Source organism: Bacillus sp. FSL R9-9497 (assembly GCF_038005805.1).
GTDB classification, from domain to species: Bacteria; Bacillota; Bacilli; order Bacillales; family Bacillaceae_G; genus Bacillus_A; species Bacillus_A cereus.
Genome location: NZ_JBBOTY010000001.1, coordinates 2,721,844 through 2,748,384 on the forward strand (window position 1 = coordinate 2,721,844; position 26,541 = coordinate 2,748,384).

Below are 26,541 nucleotides of genomic sequence, written 5' to 3' on the forward strand. Positions count from 1 at the left end.
TAAAAATATTTGAAATAATCATCATTAAGTTGAAGCAGAGCGATTGCAGAAAAAGGTGATACGACTTTTTCTTACTTAATAATTGCACGATAGTTAAAAAATTCAACTAATTATATTCCGAAAGGGTGTGTGTAGTATCTTATCAACTAATGTTTTTACTTATAAATCTAAGGATGGAAAAACAATAATAATTAGAGAAGCTAAAGAACAGGATGCAGAAAGAATACTAGATTCTGCTTCAAAAGCTTTAATAAACGCTCCATACATGCTAAGTACGGTTGAGGATGTAAAAAAGGTGCGTATCGATGTTATTCAAAAAACGTTAAAATCTTATCATGAAAATCCAAATTATGTACAGTTTATTGCTGAAGTTTCTGGTAAGTTAGTCGGTGCAATAGATTTTAAGAACGGAAACAAAGAAAAAATCAGTCATCAAGGGGCTTTTGCGATGAACATACTACCTGAATATCGAAATTATGGTATTGGAAGAGCTCTTCTAGAAACGTTAATCAATTGGGCTAAAAATAACAGTAAGATTGAAAAAGTTTGTCTTGAGGTAATGGAAGATAATCTAAGTGCAATCCAGTTATATAAGAATCTAGGCTTCTTTGAAGAGGGTAGAAAAGCAAAGGGTGTAAAATTGGATGGTGGCTATCAAGATTTAATATTAATGGCTTTATTCGTTTAAAATTGAACATTATTCAAATGTAGTGTAGTGCTTTGATAAAAAGGATAAATCTTTTACAAAAAATACCCCCTACTTTCTAAACCACGAGTAGGGGATTATGGCGTTTTAATAGACTTAGGAAGATAGATACCATTCGTTGATAATAGGACCATCATCCGTTGTGGATTTGAAATAAAGTTTGATTATTTTTTATCTATTTTATGCCACAATCGCACCCTTTAGTTGAATAAAGGAACAATTATCTATGCAGTGATCCTTTCTAGTAGTATAAAATTAAATGTAAATTAAGCTAAAAGTCATTATATTTCGTTATCACTGATTTAGCCCTTTCAATAAGCTTATTTTTTATGAAATCAGGTTCTATTATTTCTGCTTCTTGTCCAATATTCCAAAGTAGTTCAACATAAAACCACTCTTCTGAAGGGTTAATATTCTTTGTTATTTTCGCGGTTCCATCTGAATTGTATTCCATATTATCTCTTAACCATGATATGCTCTCAGCTTTTCTTTTTCCTTCTTTGCTTAAACTCACTTCGAGCTTTATGAGATTAGATTCACACTCAGAATACAGCCATTCTTTAACATTCGAATGGACATTAGTGGAATGAGAAGTAGAATTAATAATTGTTTTTTTTATTCGATCTACTCTGAAAAGCCTTATGCCTCTTCTCATTCTACAGTAAGCGGGACAATACCAATACCCGTCATATACGTATAAGCCCATAGGTTCTATCTCTCTATAGATTTCATCTTCAGTTGTTTCATATAAGATATTAACAGTTTTCTCTTCTACAGATGCATCATAAAGGTTTCTTAGGACCCTTTTATCTACTTTAATATTTGGTTGCCACATCAAGATTTTGTCTCTAGTATTCTCAATTGCATCGGAAGTTTCCTGAGGAATCATATTGAACAGTTTATTTAAAATTACATTATATGAAGTAGAAAAAGGAGTGGCGCCAACATATTGCATGGCATCTATTGCAAAAAATAAAGCTATTATTTCATCCTCACTAAACCAAATAGGAGGGATCATTTTATTTTTTAGTGTACTAAATCCTCCATTTCTACCTCTTTCTGAATAGACTGGAAAGTAAATTTCACTTAGCTCCTGTATATCTCGGAGGATTGTTCTCTCTGAGACTCCTTCGGATTTAGCAAGTTCCTTTGCAGTAATGGAATTATTATTGTTTAATGCCAGCATGATTCTAATGATACGTTTAGTTTTAGACATTTAATCACCTTTTTCATAAAATATGACAAAATCTGTCTTATTTATAGTATAAGCTAATTTTAAACTAAGTGAAGGAGGCTAATGCAAAAATGAATACCATCGAATATATTACTGAAACGAAAGAAGTATTATTTTCACGTAAAAACTTAAAAAATGAAGAGATATCTGCGAGATTAATAACTGATTACATTGTAAGTAATGGTGTAGTTTACGAGAATATAGGCTCTTGGGTTGATGATGTAGTGAGAATTAAACTTAAAAAGTTGAAGGAAGAAACAACTTACCTAACTCAATCAAAGAAATACAACTTTAGATGTGTTGAATACCGAAAATATGAAGATGAACCATCGCAAAGAGAGGTGCTTCATGTTCTTGAGAAAGAAAGTACTTCTGACTTACTACCTCATCTTTTAATTTTTAATCATTCTCTACAGGCGAGACCATTAAAAAGATGTGCGTCAGAAATAGACGAAGATCGGGAAATATTTGTTGTATATTATTTAGATGATTGTGAATGTGAAAAATAAAGTGTATGCTGAAGACCCTACTTTCTCGATATTGAGAAAAGGCTTTTATTTTTTAGAACTCACATTTAAAAATAAATGTACATTTGTTCTCATTAAATTATATATTAATCATTATCTTTATTCATTATTATTTATTTCTACAGCTATAAATTAAAGACTTAAATTAGCAGCATGTAGTCTATTAAAAAGTACATTTTTTTCTTAAAGCACTACAGAAACGACTTTATTGTTATATTTTTAAGTACAGTGAAGTATCTTATATCGAAAATTAAATAACTTTATTGTCATTTTACACGTCTACCATTTTAATATAAAAAAGAGGATTTTCATACAGTACTAGAAAATCCTCTTTTTATATTTATCCCACATTAGCTTGCAGTAAAACTCCCCACTGATTATAGTTTCACTTTATTTTAATCCTTTAATTAAAGGTGACGCTTCCCCACTATGGAAAATCCATAAGTCATGAAGTGATCTCGTACATCCGACATATAGTAACTTTGCATCATGTTTTGTGTTTTTGTAATGTTCCTCATCCACATCAATTAAAAGCACCGCATCAAATTCTAAACCTTTCGCTAAATAGACAGGTACTACTGATATACCACCTTCATATTTACTTTGGTTTGCTTCAATTACGTTTACCGTTAATCCTGCATTTGTTAATTTCACATATATATCACGGCATTCATCTTCTGTTCTTCCGATTACCGCAATTGTTTTCACATCTGCATTTTGCAAATGTTTTACCGTCTTCACAATTTCAGTAAATTGATTTTCCGCATGAATTACTTTCACATCTTCTCCACTGCGGAAGACTGGTGTTGCGAGTCCTACTGGGATTTCTGCATTTTTAATTATTTCATTTGCAAATTCAATAATTTCTTTTGTAGAACGATAACTTCTTGTCAATTCATAATAACCGGTTTCTTGGAATACTTCCTTAAAAGCATTCCAATCTTCAATTCCTTGGTAATCATAAATCGCTTGCGATAAATCACCTAATATAGTGAAAGAATTACCTAATGTAATTTCTTTTAATACATAAACTTGGAAAGGCGAAAAATCTTGCGCTTCATCAATAACAACGTGATGAAACTTCTGCCCGATTTCAATCCCTGTTATACGATGATGTATGTATATTAAAGCTGGTAAATCTTCTACATACACTTCTTTTTTACGACAACTCTTTTCTGTTTCTTTAACAAGTTCTTCAGGTAATACCTCGAGTATTTCTTTACTTTTTACTATTGAACTATACAGTGAAAGAGCACTCATTTTCGGCCAAAACTTCATATATGCGTTCAGTCTCTTAGTCGCTTCTTTTTTAAGTAATTTTTTCTCGTTTGTTTCCCCGAATTTTTTAAGTTCAATTTCAATCCAGCGCTTCATTCGTCCTACTAATCGTTCTCTTCTTTTCTGTAAAGGATAATGTTTATATTCAACTTGCATCCATTTTTTAATATCTTCTACTGGAATAGTCGCTCTATCCCACGCCTCAAAATCTTTTGTCGGAACTAACTCATTTTCAAATTGGATCATTCTCTCTTCAATAAACGTCTTAAATTCCAACGTACCCTTTAATTTACCTAGCATTACCTTCTTTTCATCACGATTAATTGAAAATGCTTCTTTCAATTTTTCTTCTGTCTGCTTTAGTTTCACTGAATCATCTAACGTACGTAATGCCCAATCCGGAAACGTTGTTTGACTAATATTTCCTACACCTAATTCAGGAAGTACACTCGAAATATAGTCTAAAAACAGACTATTCGGCGCAAATACGATCATTCTTTCTGCTTCTAATTGTTCACGATATTCATAAATTAAAAAAGCAAGGCGATGTAAAGCAATTGTTGTCTTTCCGCTCCCTGCAACCCCTTGAATAAGTAATGGTAAATTTCTTTCCGCTCGAATAATATCATTTTGTTCCGATTGAATTGTTGAAACAATATCCTTTAGCTTATTATCTTTATTCTCACCTAATCGATATAGAAGAAAATCATCGGCATGCGATACATCTTCATTTCCTTTTACATATGTATCAACAACACGTTCAAGTTCTCTTTTTCGAATGGAAATGTTTCGTTTTAAATACACATCACCTTCTACTAACCCATCTGGTGATTGATAAAATGCTAATTCTTCTCCACCGGTAAATGAATAAAACATACTTGCGACAGGCGCTCGCCAATCAATAATGATTGGCTTCATCGTGTCCATATCCGAAACCCCTACTTTTCCGATATAAATCGGCATAACTTCTTCTTTTCCATCTTCCTGAAAATCTAACCTTCCAAAGTACGGCTCTTGCACACCAATACGTAAGTTTTGTCTATTAGACTCCCTCATACTTTCAAGAATTTGCTCTTTAAAATCTTCTCCATAATAAACCGGGGTTTTTTCAAGCTTATCCAATTGCTCATCCATCGTATGTAAAGTATCCTTCATTTTTTGTAACTCATCTTCAAATATGTTGCTCATTTCGACGATTCCCTCCTGTCCGTTCTAATTTTTCAGTCGAAGTATCATTGTATTAAAAACCCAATCATAAAGTCAATAGTTTCCATTTAAATTTTCCGAAAAAACTTACTTTTCATCTTTCTAATTTAAAAAGAATATGCAACATCTAAATCACAGAAATACACATATAGTATAGTGATGCATACAAAAGATACTACTTTCTATTTGTCTACTATTTAATTTATCTATTAAAAAACATTGTAAAAATGAAAGACTTTAATCAATGGGCGTTTTACTGCCCACAAATAGTAGGATAAATAAAAGTAAAGGAGGCTCTTCAAATGAATGTCGCGAAAAAGAAACCGTTAAAGTTATATTTACTTATTTTTGTATTCACTGTTTTGGCCAGTGGGTGGATTGGGGTATTTCTAGATTCTCTTCTAACAAATCAACCTGAAGGAAACACTTTAGGTATGGGATTATGGCTAATATTACCTTTCCTCGTAAGCATTTTACTTAGAGTTATTAGCCGAGATTGGAATGATTTTGGCATCAAGCCAAATTTGAAAGGAAATTTTATATGGTATTTCACTGCACTACTTATTTATCCATTTGTTACAGTAATAACGATAAGCATATCGCTCATTTTTGGAATAGCTCATATTTCTAGTTTTGATATATCCACGTTATTGTCACTCATAGTCATGTCTACTATTGGTAACTTTATTAAAAACATTTTTGAAGAGTTTTCTTGGCGGGGTTATTTAACTCCAAAGTTGATTGAACTAAATCTAAACGATTGGTACATTTATATTATTTCTGGTTTCATTTGGGCACTTTGGCATGCTGCTTACTATCTAGTCTTTTTACCAAATGAGTATTTTGAATCTATCTCAAGATTAAATATGCTTCTATCTGGCTGTATCCTTATGGTTTGTTGGTCAATTATGTATGTTGAAATATATAGACTTACAAAATCCGTCTGGCCATGTGTTATCATGCATGCGATCGAGGATGCTGTTCCTACTGTTTTAGTTACAATAACAGGGATTATTACTCTTACAAACAGTAGTGATTTTTGGTTAAATCCTATTAGCGGGGTCGCTGCTACTGTTTTATTTCTCGGAATTGGAATCGTACTAAGAACTATAAGAATAAAAAGAGAACGACAATTATTCACACAATAAAAAGCAGATAATGAATTCGTCATTATCTGCTTTCCAATTTTTAAAACTACCTTATTATATTTTTTGATACATAAGCCAGTCACCAGAGTCTATCACTTTCTTTAACATCTTTTTATCCTGAGCGATATACACATATGCCTCAATTTCCCTATCAGCAACATATACTGTTTGCGTGATTCGATTATATAAATCAGTCTCCGCATTGCCTGTATATTCTTCTAGTTCATCTAACTTACACAATATCTCATCATTTACTACATAAATTTCTCCATACACTTGTTCTTCAATCGAATAAGTCATGGCTGGATATCCTTCGTTCGTATCAAATAATTTTCCATATGTCCAAGCTCTGTCTGCGATGCATGTTGCACCTAGCATATAATGAGCATTCGTTTGTCCTCTTCTTAACGTTCCATAAACGAAAACATGATACATAAATTCTTATCCCCTTTATATGCCTCTACTTTCTTATTTGTAAATAAGCACGAATCATAAAGTAACTCACTTCATTCGGAAGCTGTTCTTTAATAGATTTCAGACCACCATCTGCATTTTGAACGGCAGTTTCAATAAGAGATTCATACTCTGCTGAAACAAAGCTTTGCCAATCTACTTCCATTCCATCCTCATAGCAGCGAATTAAATGGTTTTCGATTGTTTGTCTTGATAAGTTACGTTCTTTTGCAATCTCATTCAAATCAATACCTTGTTTATACATTTCATACGTTTCTAAATGAGAATTTGCGGACGCTTTTCCTGACTTTTTACGCTCTGAAACTACTTCTGTCTTAATCGTTTCAGCATAATTTGGATTTTCCTTAATAAAATGCTGAACTGCTTGTAAGAAGTGCGAGCCATATTTCACAAGTTTGTGTTCTCCGATACCTTTTACCGTCAACAATTCGGAATCACTTTGCGGCATTTTCACACACATATCTTTTAATGTTTGGTCAGAGAAAATAACGAACGGAGGTACACCTTCTCCTTGTGCAATTTCTTTACGTACTTCACGAAGCACTTCAAATAAAGGATGGTCTTGAACAATTTGTCTTGTCTCTACTCGTTCTTTTCGTAAAACATTCTCTTTACCAAGTAATACTTCTTTCCCTTTTTCAGTTACTTTTAACGTCGGATAAGTGCCATGTTCAACTGCAATTAACTCGTCTGAAATTAAAAACTCAATAAACTCACTGACCTCTTTTACACTACGGTTCGATAAAAGCCCATACGTTGGTAAAGTATGAAAATTAAATTCAATAACTTTTTTATTCTTCGACCCAGTTAATACTTGCGCTATCATTTGCTTTCCAAAGCGTTGGTTGGTTCTAATCATGCATGATAAAACCATTTGTGATTCTCTTGTCACATCGATGCTCTCGCGATTGTCTGTACAATTACCACAGCGTCCACAATCTTCTTTCGGTTCTTCTCCAAAGTATTGCAAAATGAATGATTGTAAACATTGTTCTGTATGACAGTAATCGGTCATATTTTGCAATTTTTCAAGTTCATTTGAAAAACGTGATTCTCCAGTTGATTGATCAATTAAAAAACGCTGTACTTGTACATCTTGAGAAGAATATAACAATATACATGTACTATCTAATCCGTCACGACCAGCACGTCCTGCTTCTTGATAGTAACTTTCCATATTTTTTGGAAGCTGATAATGAATTACGTAACGAATATTCGATTTATCAATACCCATCCCGAATGCAGATGTTGCTACCATTACACTTACTTCATCTCGTAAAAAGAGTTCTTGTTGCTCATTTCGATCAATATCACTCATACCAGCGTGATATTTTGATACAGAAACTCCTGCCTTCATTAAATCTTCATATAACTGATCGACTACTTTTCTAGTAGCTGCATATATAATCCCAGATTCCTTTTGATTTTGACGAATATAATCCGCCAAATATGCATTTCGATCTTGCCCTTTAATGACAGAAAACGATAAGTTCTCACGCTCAAACGTTGTCATAATTGTATTTTCTTGATTAATTTCAAGTGTATTACAAATATCATCACGTACTTGCGGTGTTGCTGTTGCTGTTAATGCTAATACGAGCGGCTTTTCTGGAAGATAATCTAATATGCGATGTATATGTAAATAACTTGGACGGAAATCATGTCCCCACTGTGAAATACAGTGTGCTTCATCAATCGCAATCATAGGGATTTTCATATCGATAAGTTGGTCAACAAACTCCATCGAATCAAGACGCTCAGGCGCCACATAAAGTAACTTGTAATGTCCTTGTTTCGCTAATTGAATTCGCTGATTTGCTTCTGCAATAGATATAGAACTATTAATATATGTAGCTGAAATGCCATTCTGTACCAATGTATCTACTTGATCCTTCATAAGTGATATTAAAGGTGATATAACCAACGTCGTTCCTTCAAATACTAATGCCGGAATTTGATAACAAATCGACTTACCGCCACCCGTTGGCATGATACAAACCGTATCTTTCCCATCTAGTACATTTTTAATTGTTTCATCTTGTCCTCTTCGAAACGAAGAATAACCAAAGTAGGACGCTAAAAGTTCTTGTGCTTTAGTAAACAAAAAAGAGTCACCTGCTTTTCTTTATCTTTCATCTACTTCTATTATATCAATCACTTATGCGACTTGAAAGGGATGATTAGATGCTTATTGTTTTTTCATTATTCTATGTTTCTTCACTTATTTAATATGAATTAGCATCATTATTTTATATGTTTTACAACATTTATAACGTAAATCCAGTACACAAGAAGAAAGAGTTTCAATTTAAATGTTCATTTTATTTCCCTTTCTTGAATACTACTAATCGTATACATATAAATTCAGGAGGTTACTATATGAAACATCGTAATATGAGGTCCATCACGGCAAAAACGAAAACAAAACAACTCCAATTCTCTAATAATGATGCGTGGAAATATGAATCATACTATAAGTATCAGCCATTATTCTCTTATAAAAAGCTTTTTAATTTTCTTTCTCAACTTTTTAAACGTTAATATATGCGCAAAAAATATATTATTCACAGAAGTTTTCTCAATATTAAACATATAGACTTACTACAATTGAGTTGTTAACATATATAATAATCTGTTGGATAAACCCCTTAAGTTGACCTGCTTATATTAGCAGGTCTTTTTCATGATTACATACTTCTGTGTACCTCGATCTCACTTCCAAGTCTTTTCTCCATTTTATAACCATATTTAACTCCCAACAATTAATGATAATCATAAATTGTTGGGAGTTAAATTGTTCGTATATAATTATGCAATTCTTCTTTCTCAATACACAAAACACATTTTACTTGTTACTATAAAAGTACTCCAGATGAGTTTTTTGCTCATCGACATTATCTAGTTATTGGGATCTGCCGCGGGAAGCAGGTCCCTTTGACTGTATGAAGGTCCCAATTTCATTTGGACACATTTACCAGGTTTTTTCAAAAGAATTTTATGATAACATTACGTAGTCGAGTCCGACATCTCGGCAATACCCTTTTGAGGGTCTGTAACTTCCCTTGCAGACCCTCTTTTACTTTATATTCAAATTATTCATATATATCACAACATCATTCATTGAATTTCTCCATTTCAAATTCCCTAAAAATAATCTAGGACACGGAACTAAAAATAAATCTTCATCATACTTTGAGTTATACATGTTCAAAGGAGTGTTACTATTTATGTATTCTTATTGGCAATCGTATTACTCCCCCTACCATAACCCTTATGTAAACTATGATTTATCCGTACGGAACTACCGAATTAGTAAAAATGAGAATTTTTTAAAAGGATATATGCGTTCTTTATGGGAACAACACGTCGCTTGGACGAGATTGGCTATTATAAGTATAGTATTTAATTTACCAGATGTTAACGTTACTGTTGGACGACTTCTACAAAACGCAACACATATGGGACTATCACTTGAACCATTTTACGGTGAAGATGCAGTAAAAAAATATAGTGCATTAATTAAAGTTCACTTAGTAATTGCAGCGGATCTTGTTAAAGCGGCAAAAGCTGGTAATCAAAATGCAGCGGCCGCTATAGAGAAAAAATGGTACGCTAATGGTGACGCAATTATTGAATTTCTTAACAGTATCAACCCATATATAGATAAAGAAGAATTTAGAAAAATGTTTTATGAACATTTAGCACTAACGAAAGCAGAAGCACTTGCCTTCCTAAATAAAGATTATGAAGCAGGAGTAAAACTTTACGATAAAATTGAAAAAGAAGCATTAGAAATGGCTGACATGATAACAAACGCAATCGTAAAACAATTCCCGCAAGTCTTTCAATAAAGTGAAACTTTAATCAGTGAGGGGTTTGTTCATCCCCCACTGATTATCAGCTCTCACCAATCGGCTTATTTAGTTTTCTCTCCATGATATTTCACCTCTCCTCTTTACATTTAGCTTATATCGATATATTTTATTAATATCCGTTTTTTATAGGAGGAAATAGTTTGATTAACGCGATTGGTCTCGTTTTTATACTTACAAATAAACACGAGAAAAAAAAGAAAGTTTACTTAAATGAAAAATTTGCACTAATAGATATTATTGATTCTAAAGAAGTATTTGATGATGAAGGGAATCCTTTAGTAGAACTAACATGTAAATACAGTATATATTTAGATGAAAAATATTACTGTAAATCTCTCGATGATTATACCGGACAAGTCTTTCCTTTCTTAAGTGCAAAAATAGGAAAAGGTCTTCTAAGAAACTTAAACTACTACTTTTCTTACGTTGATGCCTATGATAAGAAACCACCAGTTAAAGAAATAAGACCACTTATGAAACAAGTAACTAACAGATAGCCAAAAATACCAAAAAAAGAAAGCATCTAACCCTGGATGTTTTCTTTTTTATTAAAAACTCATTAACTTTCATCCTCTTCTAAAAGTATGTATCCAAGCATATTTTAAATTAAAAACATTGGAGGATTAGAGTGAATGAAATACTCAGAAACAATTATAAGCAAACGACTTCGAATACTTAAAATGACGGGTATGTTTTTCATGCTAGTGTTAATAGCATGGATTGGCTATACAAAATTACTTTATGAAAACGGCTTTCTTCAAGAAAAAAAGAATTCAGTAGAAGTAATGAACACTAGCATTACAGGAGAAATAGAGCAGCTTTTTCATATAAACTTGCAAGGTTATCGAAAAACAAGCCTTGATGCTGTTATAGAAGCCAGTAAAACCGATCCAAGTGAACTATCCTTAATTGAACTAGTCAACAAATCCTGCTCGCGAGATTGCATAGGCGAACCAGTAACATATGTAAACTCAAATAATGGATATATCTTTTATAAGGAATCTAATGGAACTAATGTAGCTATAACGGTTAAAAAGAAAGACACATGGGTAATTGTAAAGAAATCTGTTCAAAATGGAATATAATCACCCCAAAAAAGAGTACGATGCGTACTCTTTTTTATTATTAATACCCTTCCTCTTCATGCCTACAATGGCATTTCGCTTTTGTTTTACAATGACATTTTTCACACTCACACTTCGGTTTCTCTTTGCAACAACACTCGTGAAAATCATTGCGCTTACATCTCCCAAACATTAAATCATCCCAAAATTTATTACAATCTTGAAAATGTCCACAATGACAAGTATTTCTCATAAATATGCTTCCTCCTTGATAGAATTCATCATATTCTATGTTTGAAAGTATACAAAGGCTTGTTTATTAGTCTATTTTCTCCATATTATAAGTAGAGTTAAAAGATTAAATAAAAATAAAAACCGTCACATGACGGCTCTTATTTTTATTTAGCAAACTACTCTTTTGTATAAAAATATTTAATTCCTTTCATATCTAACCAAGCAGTTGCTTTGTCCAGTTCGTTCCCTTGACGATAATCTGTTTCGAAATACACAAGCCCTTGGTTATCTCCACGAGATATTATTTTAGAAATATATCCAAGCTTATCCATCATTTGAATCATGTCAGAAATTAAATTTACACCAAATTCATAAGTAACTACTTTGTTATATTTATTCACTATAATTCCAACCCCTTCTTGTTTTTTTATCGGCTCAACAATTTGATTTGTAAACCAAGCTAACGGCTTATTTCCAATCAGCTTATTTAAATCACACTTGCCGATACCAGCCACATTGCCTGTCTCTGTGTATTGCCAAATATCACATGGATAGGCCGGTTTGTTACCACCATAACGAGGAATCCATACAAAATCACAATTGACATTTGCCATTCCAAATGGAGCATACATATGATGAGCAATATATAAACCGACTTTCTTAGCTCCTAATCTGCGTAATTCATCAATAAAAGCTTGTGCACCCGCTCTCATATCGTTCATTGTTCTTACTTCTACGTCAACTACCCAAACTGTTGCATTTTTATCACCACGGTTCCAAAAGTCTCTTGCTTCTATCCGTGCATCCTCTACTGAAATGAAACGACAGAACGCATAATTACCAAACGGAATATTCCTTGCTTTCATTGCTTGTACATAATTTTTATATAAAGGATCTACATAGTTTGAACCATCTTGCACACGTGCAATTACGAAATCTAATTGTGGTGCTGCGATATCCCAGTTAATGTCGCCATTCCATTTCGAAATATCTACAATATAACCCATTATTTAACATCTCCTTTTTCATTATTATATTCAAAGCTTGTTTTTTTGTTATTATCAACTAATAAATAGTATGAGAGGTATTATATTATTGGGTAATAATTTAAAATTCGGCTTATGTATTGAGAAAACAAAATATTATTACGGGTTTAATAAGTAAAGATTTACAAAACTCTAAACTATATAAAGTGAAACGATAATTAGTAGGAGGCTACGAGCAGTGTAATTCCCACCTAATTTCTTAGCTTCATCCGAATTTTGAGGTAAGAATTTTACTTCCCGCAAATAGCTTGATAAATAAAACCACCTTTCTGACAGGTGGTTTTGTGTACTAATTTACATATAAATTGTCCATATTTTTATAGTTACTTAATATACTTGTTAACTAAAAATAAGACAATTTTTAGTTTTTAATCAAACCAATTTTCGTTTTATCTCACGTACTCATAGTACCATTTACGTGCATCTAACCAAGCTGTAAATTTATCGATATTCCCGGACGGATAGCCATTCGTTATAGCATAACCAATGCCATCTTTTTGAACGACAATTTGTCCATCAATACCCGCATCAACCATAGCTTGAGCCAAAGCTTGTAAATTACTAAATGCTACACCACCAGTTTTTACTTTGAGCAAATTCGCTTCACCTCCTCCAGTTTGTCCTGTAAGAGCAAATACAATAGAATTAGCGATTTTATCAACATTCCATTTTGCCATGTCGGATTCATTATCAATAAATCCTAATTCAATAAGAATAGCCGGTGCCTTCGTTCCATTTAATACTGCTAAATCTGTACGTTGTTTCGCACCTCGATCACGCCATCCAATATCTTTTGCTAGTTGAGCTGAGATTTTAGCCGCCAAATCTTTCTGATCATAATATAAAACCTCAACACCCTGTCCATTTCCATCACTTGCATTAAGATGAAAAGAAATAACTAAATCCACAGCATGGGAATTGCTATTCCGAATGATATTATTTAAATTTTGTGATTGAGTTGCCCCTACCTCGTCCGTATCGTCATAAACCGTGTGTCCTAGGGCTCTTAACTTAGCCGCCACGGCATCTTTAACTTGCCTATCTAGAACGTGTTCTTTCCGATTCCCGAAATTAGCACCTTGAACAATACTATTGTGTCCTCCGTGCAAACTATATCTAGCCATTATTCATCAACATCTCCTTTCTTAATATCTTATTCAAAACTTGTCTTATTGCTATTCCCACTTACAATCTTAACTGTGCCCATACGTCCTACATTTTCTAAAAGTGACGCAATTTGTTTTCGATATAAAAAAGCTATCGCTTCATAAATCGAATGATTTATTCTCTAAATTACTTTTACATGAATGACGACACGAACAAAAAAGCATCACCCTTTCGGCGATGCCTAAAAACTCTATTTTACTTTTCAGCTCCCTAAATAAATAGAGTTTAAAATCACTGAAACTACACCTATATTTCCTCCCCTTCCTTCACAGCTTCTTTCAACCTCTGCAACATATACCCAATCCCTTTACACCCCTCTAGCGGATATGTAATCATTTCTTCTGGATATAGCTTTGTCACTACTTTTTTATGCTTCTTCCCTGCTAATAAGACGATTTCGTCAAACTGTAATAAACTTTTATCTACCATCTGTTTTTGTAATTGCTCTATACTTATTACCTCATCGCTTTTTGAATCAAATGCAAGATCATAGTTTTCTAATACAATATCACTTGGTCTTAAAAATCCATGTTTCGCTGATAATATAACCCAGTTTTCGAAAAACATAGTTGCGTACGCCTGACATGCTTTTCCGAACGGACTAATATATACATCTTTTGCTTCCATCGGTCCGTAGTCTGAATGTTTATCCCAAATTTTCTTTTTTCCACATGGAATTATACATAGCCTTTTCATATATATTTCTACTCCCTTTACTTTGGTAAATAAAATTCGTTATTTTGTACATTTTTCTCTCGAAATACTATATAATAATTCTGAAAGTTAAAATTACACATTTTACCATATACGTACTATAGATTACTCTCATTGCAAATATTATAATACCATAAAATTTTTTCATTTTTTCTTCAAAATAATGAAAGTAAATTATAATACTAGCATGTATTAATAAAGCAATAAAGGAGGTTCATAAAAATGAAAAATATTATCCCTGCACTATTAGTCTATTTTATCGTTTGCGTTATTTCCGTTATCATCCCAGCATCTGAAGGCTATAATTATGTCGGCTGGAAGTTATTTGTTGGGCAAGTGTATGCGATACCTATTTTCTTCATTACTACGATAATCACATTTTATATAAACAAGAAAAAATCTTACGAATAAACGATTATAAGGATAGCTAACGCTATCCTTATTTTAATTCGTTAATCAAAACTTTATATCCTTTCTTCTAAAAAGTTAAACGCAGTTCCTCCGAAATCCAGCTCTCTAATTTTGAAACAGATTCAATATTTTTTCAAAAAGCCCCTGTAATTTACTTTTCAATACTTCCATATCATTAAGCATACACAATGCGACTGTTTAAAAATTAAAAATTTCTGCTTATTATAAATAAAAAAGGACAAGTAGCCAATCTGACTACTTGTCCTTACTGTTCATCTGTACGCAATACGATTAAGCTTGGAATGCTTCTGTTAATACTGGTACGATTTGTTTTTTACGAGATACAACACCTTTTAAAGTAGCTGTATTGTTTTCTAGTGATACGTTGTATGCTTTCTCAACAACGTTTGCTGCTTTACCGATCGCAAGACCGACAGAATCGTTAGTTAAGATATCAGTTACAACGAATAAGAATAGGTCTAAACCTTTTTCTTCTACTACTGCAGAAATTACTTTTTCAAGTTCCGCTTGGTGTACAAGAACGTCGTTTGTATCAACAGCGTTTACTTGTGCGATTTCAACTTTCGCATTACCCATTTGGAATTCTTTAGCATCAAGAGAGATTAATTGCTCCATTGTTTTTCCGCTTAAGTCAGCACCAGCTTTTAACATTTCTAAGCCGTAGTTATCTGCATCTACACCAGCGATTTCCGCTAATTCACGAGCAGCTGCTACGTCTTGTTCTGTGCAAGTTGGAGATTTGAATAGTAAAGAATCTGAAATGATTGCAGATAACATTAAACCTGCAATTTCTTTACGAATTGTTACGCCATTTTCTTTGTACATTTTGTTTAAGATTGTAGCTGTACAGCCAACTGGCTCACAACGATAGTATATAGGATCGCTTGTTTCAAAGTTAGCAATACGGTGATGGTCAATAACTTCTAACACACGAACTGATTCGATATCGTTAGCACTTTGTTGACGCTCGTTATGGTCAACTAAAATAACGTTGTCCACTTCGCTTGCTACTGTCTCAACAAAACGCGGTCCTTCTACTTTAAAATAGTCTAACGCAAATTGAGTTTCACCGCTGATTTCGCCTAAACGTACAGGCTCAGCATTCATTCCTAATTCTTTTTTCAATTCTGCATAAGCAATTGCAGAACAAATTGCATCTGTATCTGGGTTTTTATGCCCGAAAACTAGTACTTTTTCCATGTTTTCCACCTCTTCATGAAAAGGATATCTTAAAGAAGCAAATATGACAATATTTAAAGCATATTTTTTTATAAATAATTGCACTTTCTTCTATATTTTTCATCATTTTCATAAAAAAAATCATCTAAAATGAATTAGATGATCGAAATGTATGTTTCAATTAAAATAGTGTAGGAGCTTGCACTACATTGTTAAAAGCGAAATTTGAGGATAAGCCATTATTCAAAAGGTTTACATCTATAACTTGATAAAACGCATTTCCAGTGTCTGCAATTTCCCAAACAGCTAAAATAAGATGGTATCCACTACGGTCAGTTGGTACATTCGCTTCGTGCGTTACTGTTGTTCCTGGTCTAGCTCCACCGTCATTTTTCACATAGAATGGCACTAAATCTAAATCTGATCGCGTCAAAGGTTTATTGGGATTCCAACCTTTTTTCGTAATATAGTATTTCCACTCTTTCGTACTATGAGGAGCCGTTAGTTTCCACTTGAATGTATTCGTCCCGCCATTTAACGTAACTTTCTTCCACCTATCTACAGTTTGAACATCTAAAGCGGGAAAATGACCAGCCCCTGCAATTTGTCCATCAGAAGGTCCTAGTTGCGGAAATCCACCTATTCCTTCTACGCTTTGAGGTTCATATTGAATCGGTCCACAATTTACATTTACCCCTTGCTTACATAAATAAGATCGGCTCGCTGGTGATTCTACATATCCATGAGCTGAAGCCATTTCTGAAAATCCAAATGTTAATAATCCCGTAAGTAATACGCCACCACTTAAAATAACTTTCTTCATCTTTTGTAAACTATTCTTTTTCATTCTTTCATCCCCTTCCCATAATAAAGCGAAAATAACTATAGTTGGCTAGTCATCTTCTCTACATTTATTATAAGACGAGAATCATTACTAAAAGAACCCTCTAAAAACTTTCTCAAATTCATTTAGTGCGTTAATTAGATTATAATTAACTATTTTAACACCGCCAGAAAAATATAGACGGTGTTAAAAATAGTCGTTTATTATTCACTTACTAATAATTAAGCACTCTCCCCGTTTGATTATACCTTAAATGTTTTTATAATAAATAACCGTAGCATCTAACTTTCCATTCGGAGAAATTGCATACCCTGGTATTGTTCCAACTTCTTGGTAGTCTAGTGATTTGTACAATTTATTGGAAGGATCTCCTTCTCTAGTATCTAATACTAAAAGAGACCTGTTTTCTTGCTTTGCTCGTTCCTCTGCTTTTTGCATAAGCGCTCGTCCAATACCGTTACGTCTAAAGTTTGGATGAGTCATTAATTTACAAATCTCAGCTCTATGAATTCCGTTAGGCTTTGTAACTAACTGTAATTGAATACTCCCTGCTACTTCGTTGTTTATTTTAGCCACATACAATATCACTTCTGGCGCTAATACTGTTTGCCAATACTTTGTTGCATCTTTTTGTTCCAGTGGAGGCAAAAAACCAATTGATGCCCCATCATTTACAACCATTTTCAAAAGTTTCGAAAGTTCTTCTATATCATTTTCTAGTTTCTTAATTTCTTCAATTACTAAATTTCGCATTACTTTTCCCCCTTTTGTTTCATTGTAACAATTTTTAAAGAAGGAATAATGAAATAATAAGAGGAATTTATAGTAAGATATGATTTTTTGTGAAAGGATAACGATATGAAATATATATTAGATAGAACATACGCAAAAGAATTACTCGAATGGGCATATGAACAAAACCCGGGCCCTTGGTTTGAACATTCACTACATGTTGCTCATGCAACTGAAAACATAATTATAGAACTTATAAAAAAAGGGTACAAGCTAGATGCTGACATAGCATATAACGCTGCCCTTTTGCATGATATCGGAAGATACAAAGGTTTTACCAAATCGGTCATTCATTCCTATGATGGTTATATGTATATGAATGATTTAGGGTATACAGGAAACGCTGTTATTTGTGTGACACACTCATTCCCATGCAAAAATGAACATATAGATATCGCAGCGGAATGGAGTCTCGTTCCTGACCATATGAGAAGCCGGTTAGTTGAAATATTAAATGAACATTGTAACTACGATTTATACAATAAAGTAATTACTCTTTGTGACGCTCTTGCTGATGCGGATGGCTTTACTACGCTGGAAAGAAGATTAATTTCTGTTGGTTTGCGTCATGGTACAACATCTCATACATCTTTACATTGGAAAGGGTTTTATGCGATTAAGAAAGAATTAGAAGCTTTAATCGGTAAGAGTATATACACAGTTCTTCCTGATGTAGAAAAATCTATTTATGAAGATATAGAATATTAAATTGAAAACGATAAAAATTTGTATGTATGTTTCTAAACAGAAAAACAAAACAAAAGCCATTGATTATATGAAACAATTGAAGCTTTTTACAAAACCTTAAAACTAAATAAATAGTTGTTATTTCTCATTCCTACTAAATTTAAAATTCTCCCATTATTGTATAACCATAAATTGAACCCATCCTAGATAATTTTTATACTCAAATTTAATTTCACATAAAAAACGTTTTAAACATAAAGTTTAAAACGTTTTTTTATTCAATGCTTTTGATTTTTCAGTTCTGTTAAACACTCTTGCACTAAAGTTACCGCTTGACTCATCGCAGCTCCGCCAGCAAATGCTGCTGAAACACCACATGCTTCCAGAATCTCTTTATCCGAACATCCTTGATCAAGACAACCTTTTGTATGATAAATTGTACAATACTCATCTTGCGTTGCTAAACTAATTCCTAATGCAATAAGTTGCTTTTCTCTTTTTGTTAAAGCACCCTCTTGAAAACAAGCTTGCGTGAACGCATTATATGTCTCAGCGATTTCAGGAATTTGATTTGTAAAACTACCTATACCTTCTTTATAATGATGTAGAATATCATTTATCGAACTATGTTGCTCATGTTCCATCTTATTCCCTCCAGTCATATTATCCATACTTATTGTAGTATGTGATAATATGGAGGTAATATACCTTCTTTTAAATTAAGAATTTTCAGTTAATTTAAGTTATAATTTTAAATTATCATCTACAATAACTTTTTCTCTAGAACTTTTTCTTTCAACCTCTTTACTTCTTTCTTCCCAAAATGTTAATCCTTCAATCCCCACATTTTTAGGATTAAATACTGGATCTTTCCCTTCTTTTTTCTGCGTTTCATAATCTTTTAACACTTTTAATGCGGTTTTACTTAAAAGTAAGATTGCGATTAAGTTTAACCATGCCATACTACCGATTCCTAAATCTCCAAGATTCCATAAAAGCGACGCTGATTCAACGCTACCGATGTAAACCATAATTAAAAATCCAAATTTTAAAACTGGTTTTAACCAGCCATACTTCAGTTGACGATCTAAATAAGTAAGTGTTGTTTCAGCGATATAGTAGTAAGCGAGTAACGTTGTAAATGCAAAAAAGAAAATCGCAATTGAAATAAATATTGGACCAAACCCTGTTATCACAGTTTCAACTGCTTGTTGTGTATAAATTGGACCAGCTTCCACATTTCCTATGTTTTGTACAATGGTGGTTTTCCCTTCAGGTATAACATTGTACATACCTGTTATTAAAATCATAAGAGCTGTCGCTGTACATACGACAATTGTATCGATATATACGGAAAACGCTTGAACTAATCCTTGTTTTGCGGGATGCGATACTTCAGCAGCCGCCGAACTATACGTCGCTTCTCCGACACCAGCAACGTTTGAAAATACAGCGCGTTTTACGCCCCATGCAATAGCTGCACCAACAATTCCACCAAACATTTCATTTACACCAAATGCGCTAGAGAAAATTAAAGCAAACATACTTGGAATCTCCGTTACATTCGCAATTAATATGATACATGTAACAATTACATAACCAATTGCCATAAATGGAACAAGCATTTGAGAAACGCCAGCAATTCTCTTTACACCACCAAAAATAATTGCTGCTAGTAACAAGACTAAAAATATACCAGTTATATATTTGCTAATACCATTAGAGTTTTCAAATCCAACTGCGATACTACTAGATTGAATACCTGGTAATAAAACGCCATATGAAAGTGTTACAACTACTGCTACAATGACTGCAAACCATTTCATTTTCAAACCTTTCTCAATGAAATATGGAGTACCGCCGCGATATTCATTCCCTATTTTACTTTTGTATACTTGAGATAATGTTGATTCTACAAACGCGCTCGCTGCCCCTAACAAAGCCATTACCCACATCCAAAATACAGCTCCAGGACCGCCGAAAGCAATTGCTGTCGCTACCCCTGCAATATTACCAATTCCAACTCTTCCTGATAAGGCTAAACAAAATGCCTGAAAAGATGATATTCCCGTCTCTGAACTCTTTCCTTCAAATAATAGTTTAATCATCTCTTTAAAATAACGGATTTGCAAAAAGCGTGTTGCAATCGTGAAATATACGCCTGCCCCTAATGCAAAAACAACTAAACCGATACTCCACACTTGCCCTACTAACCATTCTACTAAATTCTCCATCCAAATCCCCCTTATCATTCTTTTGAAAAGCAATTTTGTATATAAAAAAAACGGACAACTATTATCAAACTTTCTAGTTGTCCGCATCTTTAATTATTTCATCCCTCAATTTTTATCAGTAAAACGCCCTATTACTTTATATTTACCCAAACACTTTTCACTTCTGTATAATTATCAAGCGCATATGAACCTAATTCGCGGCCAATACCAGATTGTTTATATCCACCAAATGGTGCAGCTGCATTTTCTAAGTTATAATCATTAATCCATACTGTTCCTGCTTTTAATTTATTTGCCACTTGATGACCCGTTTTGATATTTTGCGTCCATACACCCGCAGCAAGGCCATAGGATGAGTTGTTCGCTCGTTCAATTACTTCTTCTGTCGAATCAAATGGCAGAACAACAACAACTGGTCCAAATATTTCTTCCTTAACGATTGTCATATCGTCTGTAACGTCTGTGAATACAGTTGGCTTAACGAAATAACCCTTTTCAAGTGCACGTTCACCACCAGCCGCAACTGTAGCGCCTTCTTTCTTCCCTTGCTCAATGTAATTTAACACACGCTCTTGTTGTTTCTTAGATACGAGTGGACCCATTTCCGTTTCTTTCTCCATACCTGCTCCAAGTTTTACGTTGTTCGCCATTTTCACAAGTGCATCTACTACAGTTTCATAATGTTTACGATGAACAAACACACGTGATCCTGCGCTACAATTTTGACCGTGATTATACATAATACCTTGGAATGCACCATTAATCGCTTCTTCCAAGTCCGCATCTTCTAAAATGATATTTGGTGATTTTCCGCCAAGCTCTAACGTTACATGCTTAATCATTTCTGCAGACTGACGCATAATGTACTTTCCTGTAACAGTAGATCCTGTAAAAGCAACTTTATCAATGTCGTGATGATTTACAATTGCAGCCCCTGCTTCAGGACCAAAGCCTGGTACAAAGTTTACAACGCCGTTTGGAAATCCAGCCTCTTTAAAGAGTTTCGCTGCATATAGTAAAGATAAAGGCGTTTGCTCTGCTGGCTTTAATACAATCGTACAACCTGTCGCCAGTGCAGCTCCCATTTTCCAAGAAGACATAACAAGCGGAAAATTCCACGGAATAATTTGTCCTACAACACCAACAGGTTCATGTCTCGTATAATTTAAGTAATCTTTTGAAATCGGGATTGTTTGCCCAATAATTTTTGTAGTCCATCCTGCGTAATAACGATAATTTTCTACAGTCGCTGAAATATCATCATCAAGTGCTACTTGGTATGGCTTTCCATTATCTAAAGCTTCTAGTTGCGCTAATTCTTCTCTATGTTCTTCAATTAAATCTGCTAATTTATAAATAAGATGCGCTCTTTCAGCAGTAGTCATTTCTGCCCACGGGCCAGATTCAAATGCAGATCTTGCCGCTTTTACTGCAGCATCAATATCCTCTTCTTGCGCTTCACATACGACAGCTAGAACATCTTCTGTTGCTGGATTGTACGTTTCAAACGTCTTTCCGCCAATAGCAGAAACAAATTCGCCATTAATAAACATTTTAATTTCTTCATTTAAAAACGCTTCCACTTTTGGTTTCAGCTCAATATTTGTCTTTAACATTATGTCCTCCTCCTTATTTAAACAGCTGCATGAGCTGCAATATTTGATAAAATCGTTTGAAGCTTTTGATCTTCTTCTACAGTTAACCCTAGTCTTGGATAGCGAGAAGGTCCTCCCGCTTGCCCATGTAATTCCATAGAACGTTTAACGATTTGAACATATTTCCCTGATCCTTCAAGAAACTCGCAAAGCGGTAAAATAGCATCGTTTATTTCCCACGCCTTTTCTAATTCACCATTTTGAAAATGCTCATACATTTTTGTAACGAGACCGGGAACGATATTTCCTGCTACTGAAACCCATCCCGAGGCACCAACTAAATATGATTCCATAACTAAATCTTCAGAACCACAGAAGACTTGGAAAGCCCCTTCACTTTGTCTTACTAAATCTCTCGCTTTTCGAATATCTCCGCTAGATTCTTTAATATGTGTAACATTTTCACACTCTTTTCCAATACGGAGCATTAGCTCTGTACTCATATCAACACCAGAAGTAAATGGATTATTGTATAACATAATTGGTATATTTACAGAGTTTGAGATTTCTTTAAAATGAAAATAAATCTCCTCTTCCTTCGGTTTACAATAGTAAGAGTTTATAATTAATGCACAATCCGCTCCGTGTGCTTCTGCATGCTTCGTATATTCAATTGTTTCTTTCGTCGTTTCCGCAGCAGTTCCAACAATAACTGGAATACGGCCATCAATTTCTTTCAAAACGGTTTCTACCATTTTAAATCGCTCTTCTTTTAATAAACTTACAAACTCTCCTGTACTTCCATTAATGATGATACCTGCAACGTTTTGTTCGATAAAGTAATTTACATTTTGCTTTACCCCATCCCAATTAATTTCCTGAAATTCATCCATCGGTGTTATTAATACTGGGAATGCCCCTTTAATTTTTTGCATATTTATCTCTCCTTATCACATTTTATTTTAATAAGAAACCTGCCGGAAATGGATCCGTAGGGTCTAATAGAAACGTCTGCATCCCTGTAATAAATCCTCTACTTTCAAAACGGAAAATGTATCCTAGTTCCTCCTTCTTCACTTTTTCCACAGTTATAAAACTATTAAATATACTTTCATTTTTAAAAGGTTTATCCGCCATATAATCATTTTTAAATAACGCATGAACATAGGATACAATAGTAGAAACAAAACCTGGCGAACGTACGATAAAGTTATCTTCATGAAATGTAATCGATTTTATATGGTTCTTTTCTTTTTGCGAAGGATCTACTAAAATAAGCCTTTTTATTAGCGACTGTTTTTGTATAGCCTGCAGTGTAGCTTCTCCCCATCTTTTCAATTCAGAAATGTTTTCCATGCGAATTTCTGGCGAATACGCACCTTTTTCTACAACTGCATATACTTTATCTGCTTGTATAAGAGAATAACTTACATTACCAACCTGTAAATTTTTCTCAATCATATAGCATAGTTTGCTTTCAAACGAAACCGATATAACTTCATCATTCTCTACATACGCATGAACTAAAAATATTCCACATAACGTTTCAATTTTGTATTGATTGGACTCTCTCTTTTTTAAATACCTACTTTCGAGTAACATCGTTATTACTGCAACAATGCCTCCATAATGAAGCGGAACCGAACCTTCATGATTAAAAAATAATACAGCTGCATCCACTTCATTATAGATAGATGGAACGACAATACACCCATTCAAACCGATAAAACCACGTGGTTCATTTAATAAAAGCTTCATCTCTTCTGCTAATTCACCTGAAAATTGTTCATTTAATTGCTCCAAACTGTAGTAGTATTTGCATGGTACGTCTTTCATTACACGAAATGCCTCGCCATTTACATGTACGTCTACTGCTGTATACATTTTTTGAATGTTCATTTTATATCCTCCGTTTCATGTTCCATCGGCGGAATTAGCAAAAATCCTTCTTTAAGTGGATCCATTTCATTGTAAAAAAATCTATGCATACCCATAAGCCAAGCTGATCCCGTAATTTTCGTTATGACAGCTTCAATATTTTCAACATGTGTCGTATTCATGACATATCCTTTAAATAAAGAACCAACGATACTCTCATGAATGAACTCTTCACCAATCTCGATTTCTTTCTGAGCGTATAATACAGCTAGCTTCGCAGATGTTCCTGTACCGCATGGAGATCGATCTATTCCGCCTGGTGGTACAACAACTGTATTTTTCACATGCGCACATTCATGAGTAGGATCTGTATAAAATTCAACATGTGTTAATCCTCTTATAAACGAATACTCTGGATGAGTGATTTCAAACTTCTCATTAATTGTGTTCCTTATATGAATCGCCTTATCGATGATTGTAGATGCATTTTCTGGTACTAATTCTAGACCTACTGATTTCGCATCAATAATGGCATAAAAATTCCCTCCATAGGCAATATCAGCCTCTATAGTTCCAATGTCTTTCACTTGTACAGTAATATTTTTCAATAAAAAAGCTGGTATGTTACAGAAAGATACTTCTTTTGCTTTTCCATCTTGAACAGCAATATCTACTTCAACTAAGCCAGCCGGTGTATCTAGTTTTAAAGAAGTAATCGGTTCAACTACCGGAATTAAACCTGATTCAACTAACGCTGTACATACACCGATTGTATCGTGACCACACATCGGTAAATATCCACCTGTCTCTATGTATATAACACCTATATCAGCCTCAGGATGACACGGGTCTGTTAATAATGCTCCTGACATTACATCATGACCACGCGGTTCATTCATTAACAATTTTCGAATCCAATCATACTCCTTTTTCATATGTAACATCTTCTCTGCTATCGTCTCTCCAATCAACTTTGGAAGTCCACTAATTAATGTCCTCGTTGGATTCCCACCTGTGTGTGTATCAATCGTCGTAAAGACTCTTTGTGACCTCATCCGTTTAACACCCTTTCTGTAAAACGACTCAAACGAAGTGGTTCAATAGGAATAATTGTCTCTTTTTCATTTAATAACTCTTCAATTACTTTTCCAGTAACTGCTGCAAGACTAATCCCATCACCTTCATGTCCAGCGGCAATGAAATAATTCGGAATATGTTCCACTCGTGAAATAATCGGTAAATGATCTTCTGTCCACGGACGTAAACCAGCGTAAGAACGAATTACCATCATATCTGCCATTTTCGGATAAAAGCGAATTGCTCTATTTGCGATACATTTAATGACTTCATTATTTATCCTCGTATGAAATCCTACAAATTCACGACTACTACCAATTAAGAAATTTTGACTTTCAGTAGGCTCAAATACGAGCGCAACCCCGTATTTTTCAGTTAAAGCATCCACTTTTCGTTTTCCGCCAAATTTAGAAATTAAATAACCGAATTCCATTACTTTACGGCATCCTACGTGTTGTTGCCTTGAAGCTACAATAATATGCCCTTTTCTCGGTTCAATTGGTATATTTATATTTAACATCTGACCAATCTTAGGAGCCCACACACCGGCTGCATTTACAACTTGTTGTGCTGTAAAAGTTCCATTCGTAGTTTCTACAACAAATGAACCATCCGTCTCTATTTCCATACTCTTTACTTCCGTCTGCTTAAAAGCTTTTGCGCCAAACTTTTGTGCCTCTGACAGAAGCGAGAAAGCAAGGAGATATGGATTCACAGTTGAATCCGTCGCACATTCTAAACCGCCTAATAAATCATCAGCAAAAAAAGGCGACTCTTCCCTTATATCTTGCCTATCAAGCATTCGAAACGGTAATCCAGCTTCTTTTTGCCGATTTACCCATTGCTGCGCAGCTTCCATCTCTTCGTCTGACTCACATACGAGAATACTTCCTGGTGCCCTATATTCAAATGAATGCTCTAATTCTTCACTTAAATCAGTTACTAATTTTTGACTTACTAAAGACATTTGACTATCAAATCCCGGGTCTTTATCAATGGCCAAAATATTCCCATCACACCGTGAAGACGTCCCGCTGACAAATTCCCCTTTTTCAATGATTGTTACGTCTCTTCCGTATTTTGAAGTGTAATAAGCGATAGAACACCCTATTATTCCACCACCTATAATTAAAACGTCGCAGTGCCTCAC

General features: G+C 34.0%; 26 protein-coding genes. 9 read left to right on the forward strand and 17 right to left on the reverse strand.

Going from position 1 to position 26,541, the window contains the following annotated elements:
• The first annotated feature begins 127 nt into the window (after positions 1-127).
• Complete coding sequence (locus MKY21_RS14045) at positions 128-688, forward strand: GNAT family N-acetyltransferase (RefSeq protein WP_170964354.1); 561 nt, start codon at positions 128-130, stop codon at positions 686-688.
• Between the two features lie 289 nt (positions 689-977).
• Here the strand turns inward: MKY21_RS14045 and MKY21_RS14050 are convergent, their stop codons facing one another.
• The gene (locus tag MKY21_RS14050) at positions 978-1,922 is read right to left on the reverse strand and encodes a helix-turn-helix transcriptional regulator (protein ID WP_044797631.1); all 945 of its coding nucleotides are present in this window, start codon (positions 1,920-1,922) and stop codon (positions 978-980) included.
• Between the two features lie 89 nt (positions 1,923-2,011).
• Here MKY21_RS14050 and MKY21_RS14055 point away from each other — a divergent pair, with 89 nt between their 5' ends.
• Positions 2,012-2,449, forward strand: coding sequence for a hypothetical protein (locus MKY21_RS14055; RefSeq protein ID WP_044797630.1), 438 nt, complete (start codon positions 2,012-2,014; stop codon positions 2,447-2,449).
• Between the two features lie 408 nt (positions 2,450-2,857).
• Here MKY21_RS14055 and MKY21_RS14060 read toward each other — a convergent pair whose 3' ends face one another.
• Positions 2,858-4,933, reverse strand: a complete 2,076-nt coding sequence (locus MKY21_RS14060; protein ID WP_016118059.1) for a HelD family protein — start codon at positions 4,931-4,933, stop codon at positions 2,858-2,860.
• A 320-nt stretch (positions 4,934-5,253) separates the two neighbouring features.
• On the opposite strand from MKY21_RS14060, the gene MKY21_RS14065 reads away from it, so the two are divergent.
• Complete coding sequence (locus tag MKY21_RS14065) at positions 5,254-6,099, forward strand: CPBP family glutamic-type intramembrane protease (protein ID WP_016118060.1); 846 nt, start codon at positions 5,254-5,256, stop codon at positions 6,097-6,099.
• A 54-nt stretch (positions 6,100-6,153) separates the two neighbouring features.
• Here MKY21_RS14065 and MKY21_RS14070 read toward each other — a convergent pair whose 3' ends face one another.
• Together MKY21_RS14070 and recQ are read right to left on the reverse strand one after the other, a co-directional pair.
• Positions 6,154-6,534 carry a gamma-glutamylcyclotransferase family protein gene (locus tag MKY21_RS14070; protein ID WP_000274905.1) on the reverse strand — a complete coding sequence of 127 codons (381 nt, stop codon included), beginning with the start codon at positions 6,532-6,534 and terminating at the stop codon, positions 6,154-6,156.
• Positions 6,535-6,559: 25 nt separating this feature from the next.
• On the reverse strand, positions 6,560-8,677 hold the full coding sequence (gene recQ, locus MKY21_RS14075) for a DNA helicase RecQ (RefSeq protein ID WP_000494268.1): 2,118 nt from the start codon (positions 8,675-8,677) through the stop codon (positions 6,560-6,562).
• A 275-nt stretch (positions 8,678-8,952) separates the two neighbouring features.
• Between recQ and MKY21_RS14080 the strand changes: the two genes are divergently transcribed.
• The 4 genes from MKY21_RS14080 to MKY21_RS14095 all read left to right on the forward strand — a co-directional run bounded on the left by MKY21_RS14080 (position 8,953) and on the right by MKY21_RS14095 (position 11,533).
• A complete protein-coding gene (locus tag MKY21_RS14080) occupies positions 8,953-9,114 on the forward strand; it encodes a hypothetical protein (RefSeq protein ID WP_000682736.1) in 162 nt (53 codons plus the stop codon).
• A 686-nt stretch (positions 9,115-9,800) separates the two neighbouring features.
• Positions 9,801-10,424, forward strand: a complete 624-nt coding sequence (locus tag MKY21_RS14085; RefSeq protein ID WP_341076572.1) for an acetylglutamate kinase — start codon at positions 9,801-9,803, stop codon at positions 10,422-10,424.
• A 164-nt stretch (positions 10,425-10,588) separates the two neighbouring features.
• Positions 10,589-10,945: a hypothetical protein gene (locus MKY21_RS14090; RefSeq protein WP_000606231.1), complete on the forward strand. Its 357-nt coding sequence runs from the start codon at positions 10,589-10,591 to the stop codon at positions 10,943-10,945.
• Positions 10,946-11,080: 135 nt separating this feature from the next.
• The gene (locus MKY21_RS14095; protein WP_000877574.1) at positions 11,081-11,533 is read left to right on the forward strand and encodes a hypothetical protein; all 453 of its coding nucleotides are present in this window, start codon (positions 11,081-11,083) and stop codon (positions 11,531-11,533) included.
• A 389-nt stretch (positions 11,534-11,922) separates the two neighbouring features.
• Here the strand turns inward: MKY21_RS14095 and MKY21_RS14100 are convergent, their stop codons facing one another.
• The 3 genes from MKY21_RS14100 to MKY21_RS14110 form a co-directional block, all read right to left on the reverse strand.
• A complete protein-coding gene (locus tag MKY21_RS14100; protein ID WP_044797626.1) occupies positions 11,923-12,753 on the reverse strand; it encodes a GH25 family lysozyme in 831 nt (276 codons plus the stop codon).
• A 428-nt stretch (positions 12,754-13,181) separates the two neighbouring features.
• Positions 13,182-13,916, reverse strand: coding sequence for an N-acetylmuramoyl-L-alanine amidase (locus MKY21_RS14105; RefSeq protein WP_000135281.1), 735 nt, complete (start codon positions 13,914-13,916; stop codon positions 13,182-13,184).
• A gap of 289 nt (positions 13,917-14,205) precedes the next feature.
• A complete protein-coding gene (locus tag MKY21_RS14110; protein ID WP_000824872.1) occupies positions 14,206-14,655 on the reverse strand; it encodes a DUF6884 domain-containing protein in 450 nt (149 codons plus the stop codon).
• A 240-nt stretch (positions 14,656-14,895) separates the two neighbouring features.
• Between MKY21_RS14110 and MKY21_RS14115 the strand changes: the two genes are divergently transcribed.
• Positions 14,896-15,084 (forward strand): DUF4017 family protein, encoded by a 189-nt coding sequence (locus tag MKY21_RS14115; protein ID WP_000789486.1) that lies wholly within the window; start codon positions 14,896-14,898, stop codon positions 15,082-15,084.
• Positions 15,085-15,375: 291 nt separating this feature from the next.
• Here the strand turns inward: MKY21_RS14115 and ppaC are convergent, their stop codons facing one another.
• From ppaC to MKY21_RS14130, 3 genes are all read right to left on the reverse strand, one after another.
• The gene (gene ppaC, locus MKY21_RS14120; RefSeq protein WP_000416861.1) at positions 15,376-16,305 is read right to left on the reverse strand and encodes a manganese-dependent inorganic pyrophosphatase; all 930 of its coding nucleotides are present in this window, start codon (positions 16,303-16,305) and stop codon (positions 15,376-15,378) included.
• 160 nt (positions 16,306-16,465) lie between these two features.
• Positions 16,466-17,131: a lytic polysaccharide monooxygenase gene (locus MKY21_RS14125; RefSeq protein ID WP_341076575.1), complete on the reverse strand. Its 666-nt coding sequence runs from the start codon at positions 17,129-17,131 to the stop codon at positions 16,466-16,468.
• 246 nt (positions 17,132-17,377) lie between these two features.
• Positions 17,378-17,881: a GNAT family N-acetyltransferase gene (locus tag MKY21_RS14130; protein WP_001245249.1), complete on the reverse strand. Its 504-nt coding sequence runs from the start codon at positions 17,879-17,881 to the stop codon at positions 17,378-17,380.
• Positions 17,882-17,986: 105 nt separating this feature from the next.
• Here MKY21_RS14130 and MKY21_RS14135 point away from each other — a divergent pair, with 105 nt between their 5' ends.
• Positions 17,987-18,628, forward strand: coding sequence for an HD domain-containing protein (locus tag MKY21_RS14135; RefSeq protein ID WP_000874109.1), 642 nt, complete (start codon positions 17,987-17,989; stop codon positions 18,626-18,628).
• 257 nt (positions 18,629-18,885) lie between these two features.
• Here MKY21_RS14135 and MKY21_RS14140 read toward each other — a convergent pair whose 3' ends face one another.
• From MKY21_RS14140 to MKY21_RS14170, 7 genes are all read right to left on the reverse strand, one after another.
• Positions 18,886-19,278 carry a carboxymuconolactone decarboxylase family protein gene (locus MKY21_RS14140; RefSeq protein WP_001999958.1) on the reverse strand — a complete coding sequence of 131 codons (393 nt, stop codon included), beginning with the start codon at positions 19,276-19,278 and terminating at the stop codon, positions 18,886-18,888.
• 72 nt (positions 19,279-19,350) lie between these two features.
• Positions 19,351-20,841, reverse strand: a complete 1,491-nt coding sequence (locus MKY21_RS14145) for an alanine/glycine:cation symporter family protein (RefSeq protein WP_000429511.1) — start codon at positions 20,839-20,841, stop codon at positions 19,351-19,353.
• A 131-nt stretch (positions 20,842-20,972) separates the two neighbouring features.
• Positions 20,973-22,457 (reverse strand): aldehyde dehydrogenase family protein, encoded by a 1,485-nt coding sequence (locus MKY21_RS14150; RefSeq protein WP_000920976.1) that lies wholly within the window; start codon positions 22,455-22,457, stop codon positions 20,973-20,975.
• A gap of 17 nt (positions 22,458-22,474) precedes the next feature.
• Positions 22,475-23,371: a 4-hydroxy-tetrahydrodipicolinate synthase gene (dapA, locus tag MKY21_RS14155; RefSeq protein WP_001169457.1), complete on the reverse strand. Its 897-nt coding sequence runs from the start codon at positions 23,369-23,371 to the stop codon at positions 22,475-22,477.
• Between the two features lie 22 nt (positions 23,372-23,393).
• On the reverse strand, positions 23,394-24,335 hold the full coding sequence (locus tag MKY21_RS14160) for a proline racemase family protein (RefSeq protein WP_001025573.1): 942 nt from the start codon (positions 24,333-24,335) through the stop codon (positions 23,394-23,396).
• Complete coding sequence (locus MKY21_RS14165; RefSeq protein WP_001257519.1) at positions 24,332-25,369, reverse strand: proline racemase family protein; 1,038 nt, start codon at positions 25,367-25,369, stop codon at positions 24,332-24,334. The genes MKY21_RS14160 and MKY21_RS14165 overlap by 4 nt, the downstream gene beginning before the upstream one ends.
• Complete coding sequence (locus tag MKY21_RS14170) at positions 25,366-26,541, reverse strand: NAD(P)/FAD-dependent oxidoreductase (RefSeq protein WP_016118066.1); 1,176 nt, start codon at positions 26,539-26,541, stop codon at positions 25,366-25,368. The genes MKY21_RS14165 and MKY21_RS14170 overlap by 4 nt, the downstream gene beginning before the upstream one ends.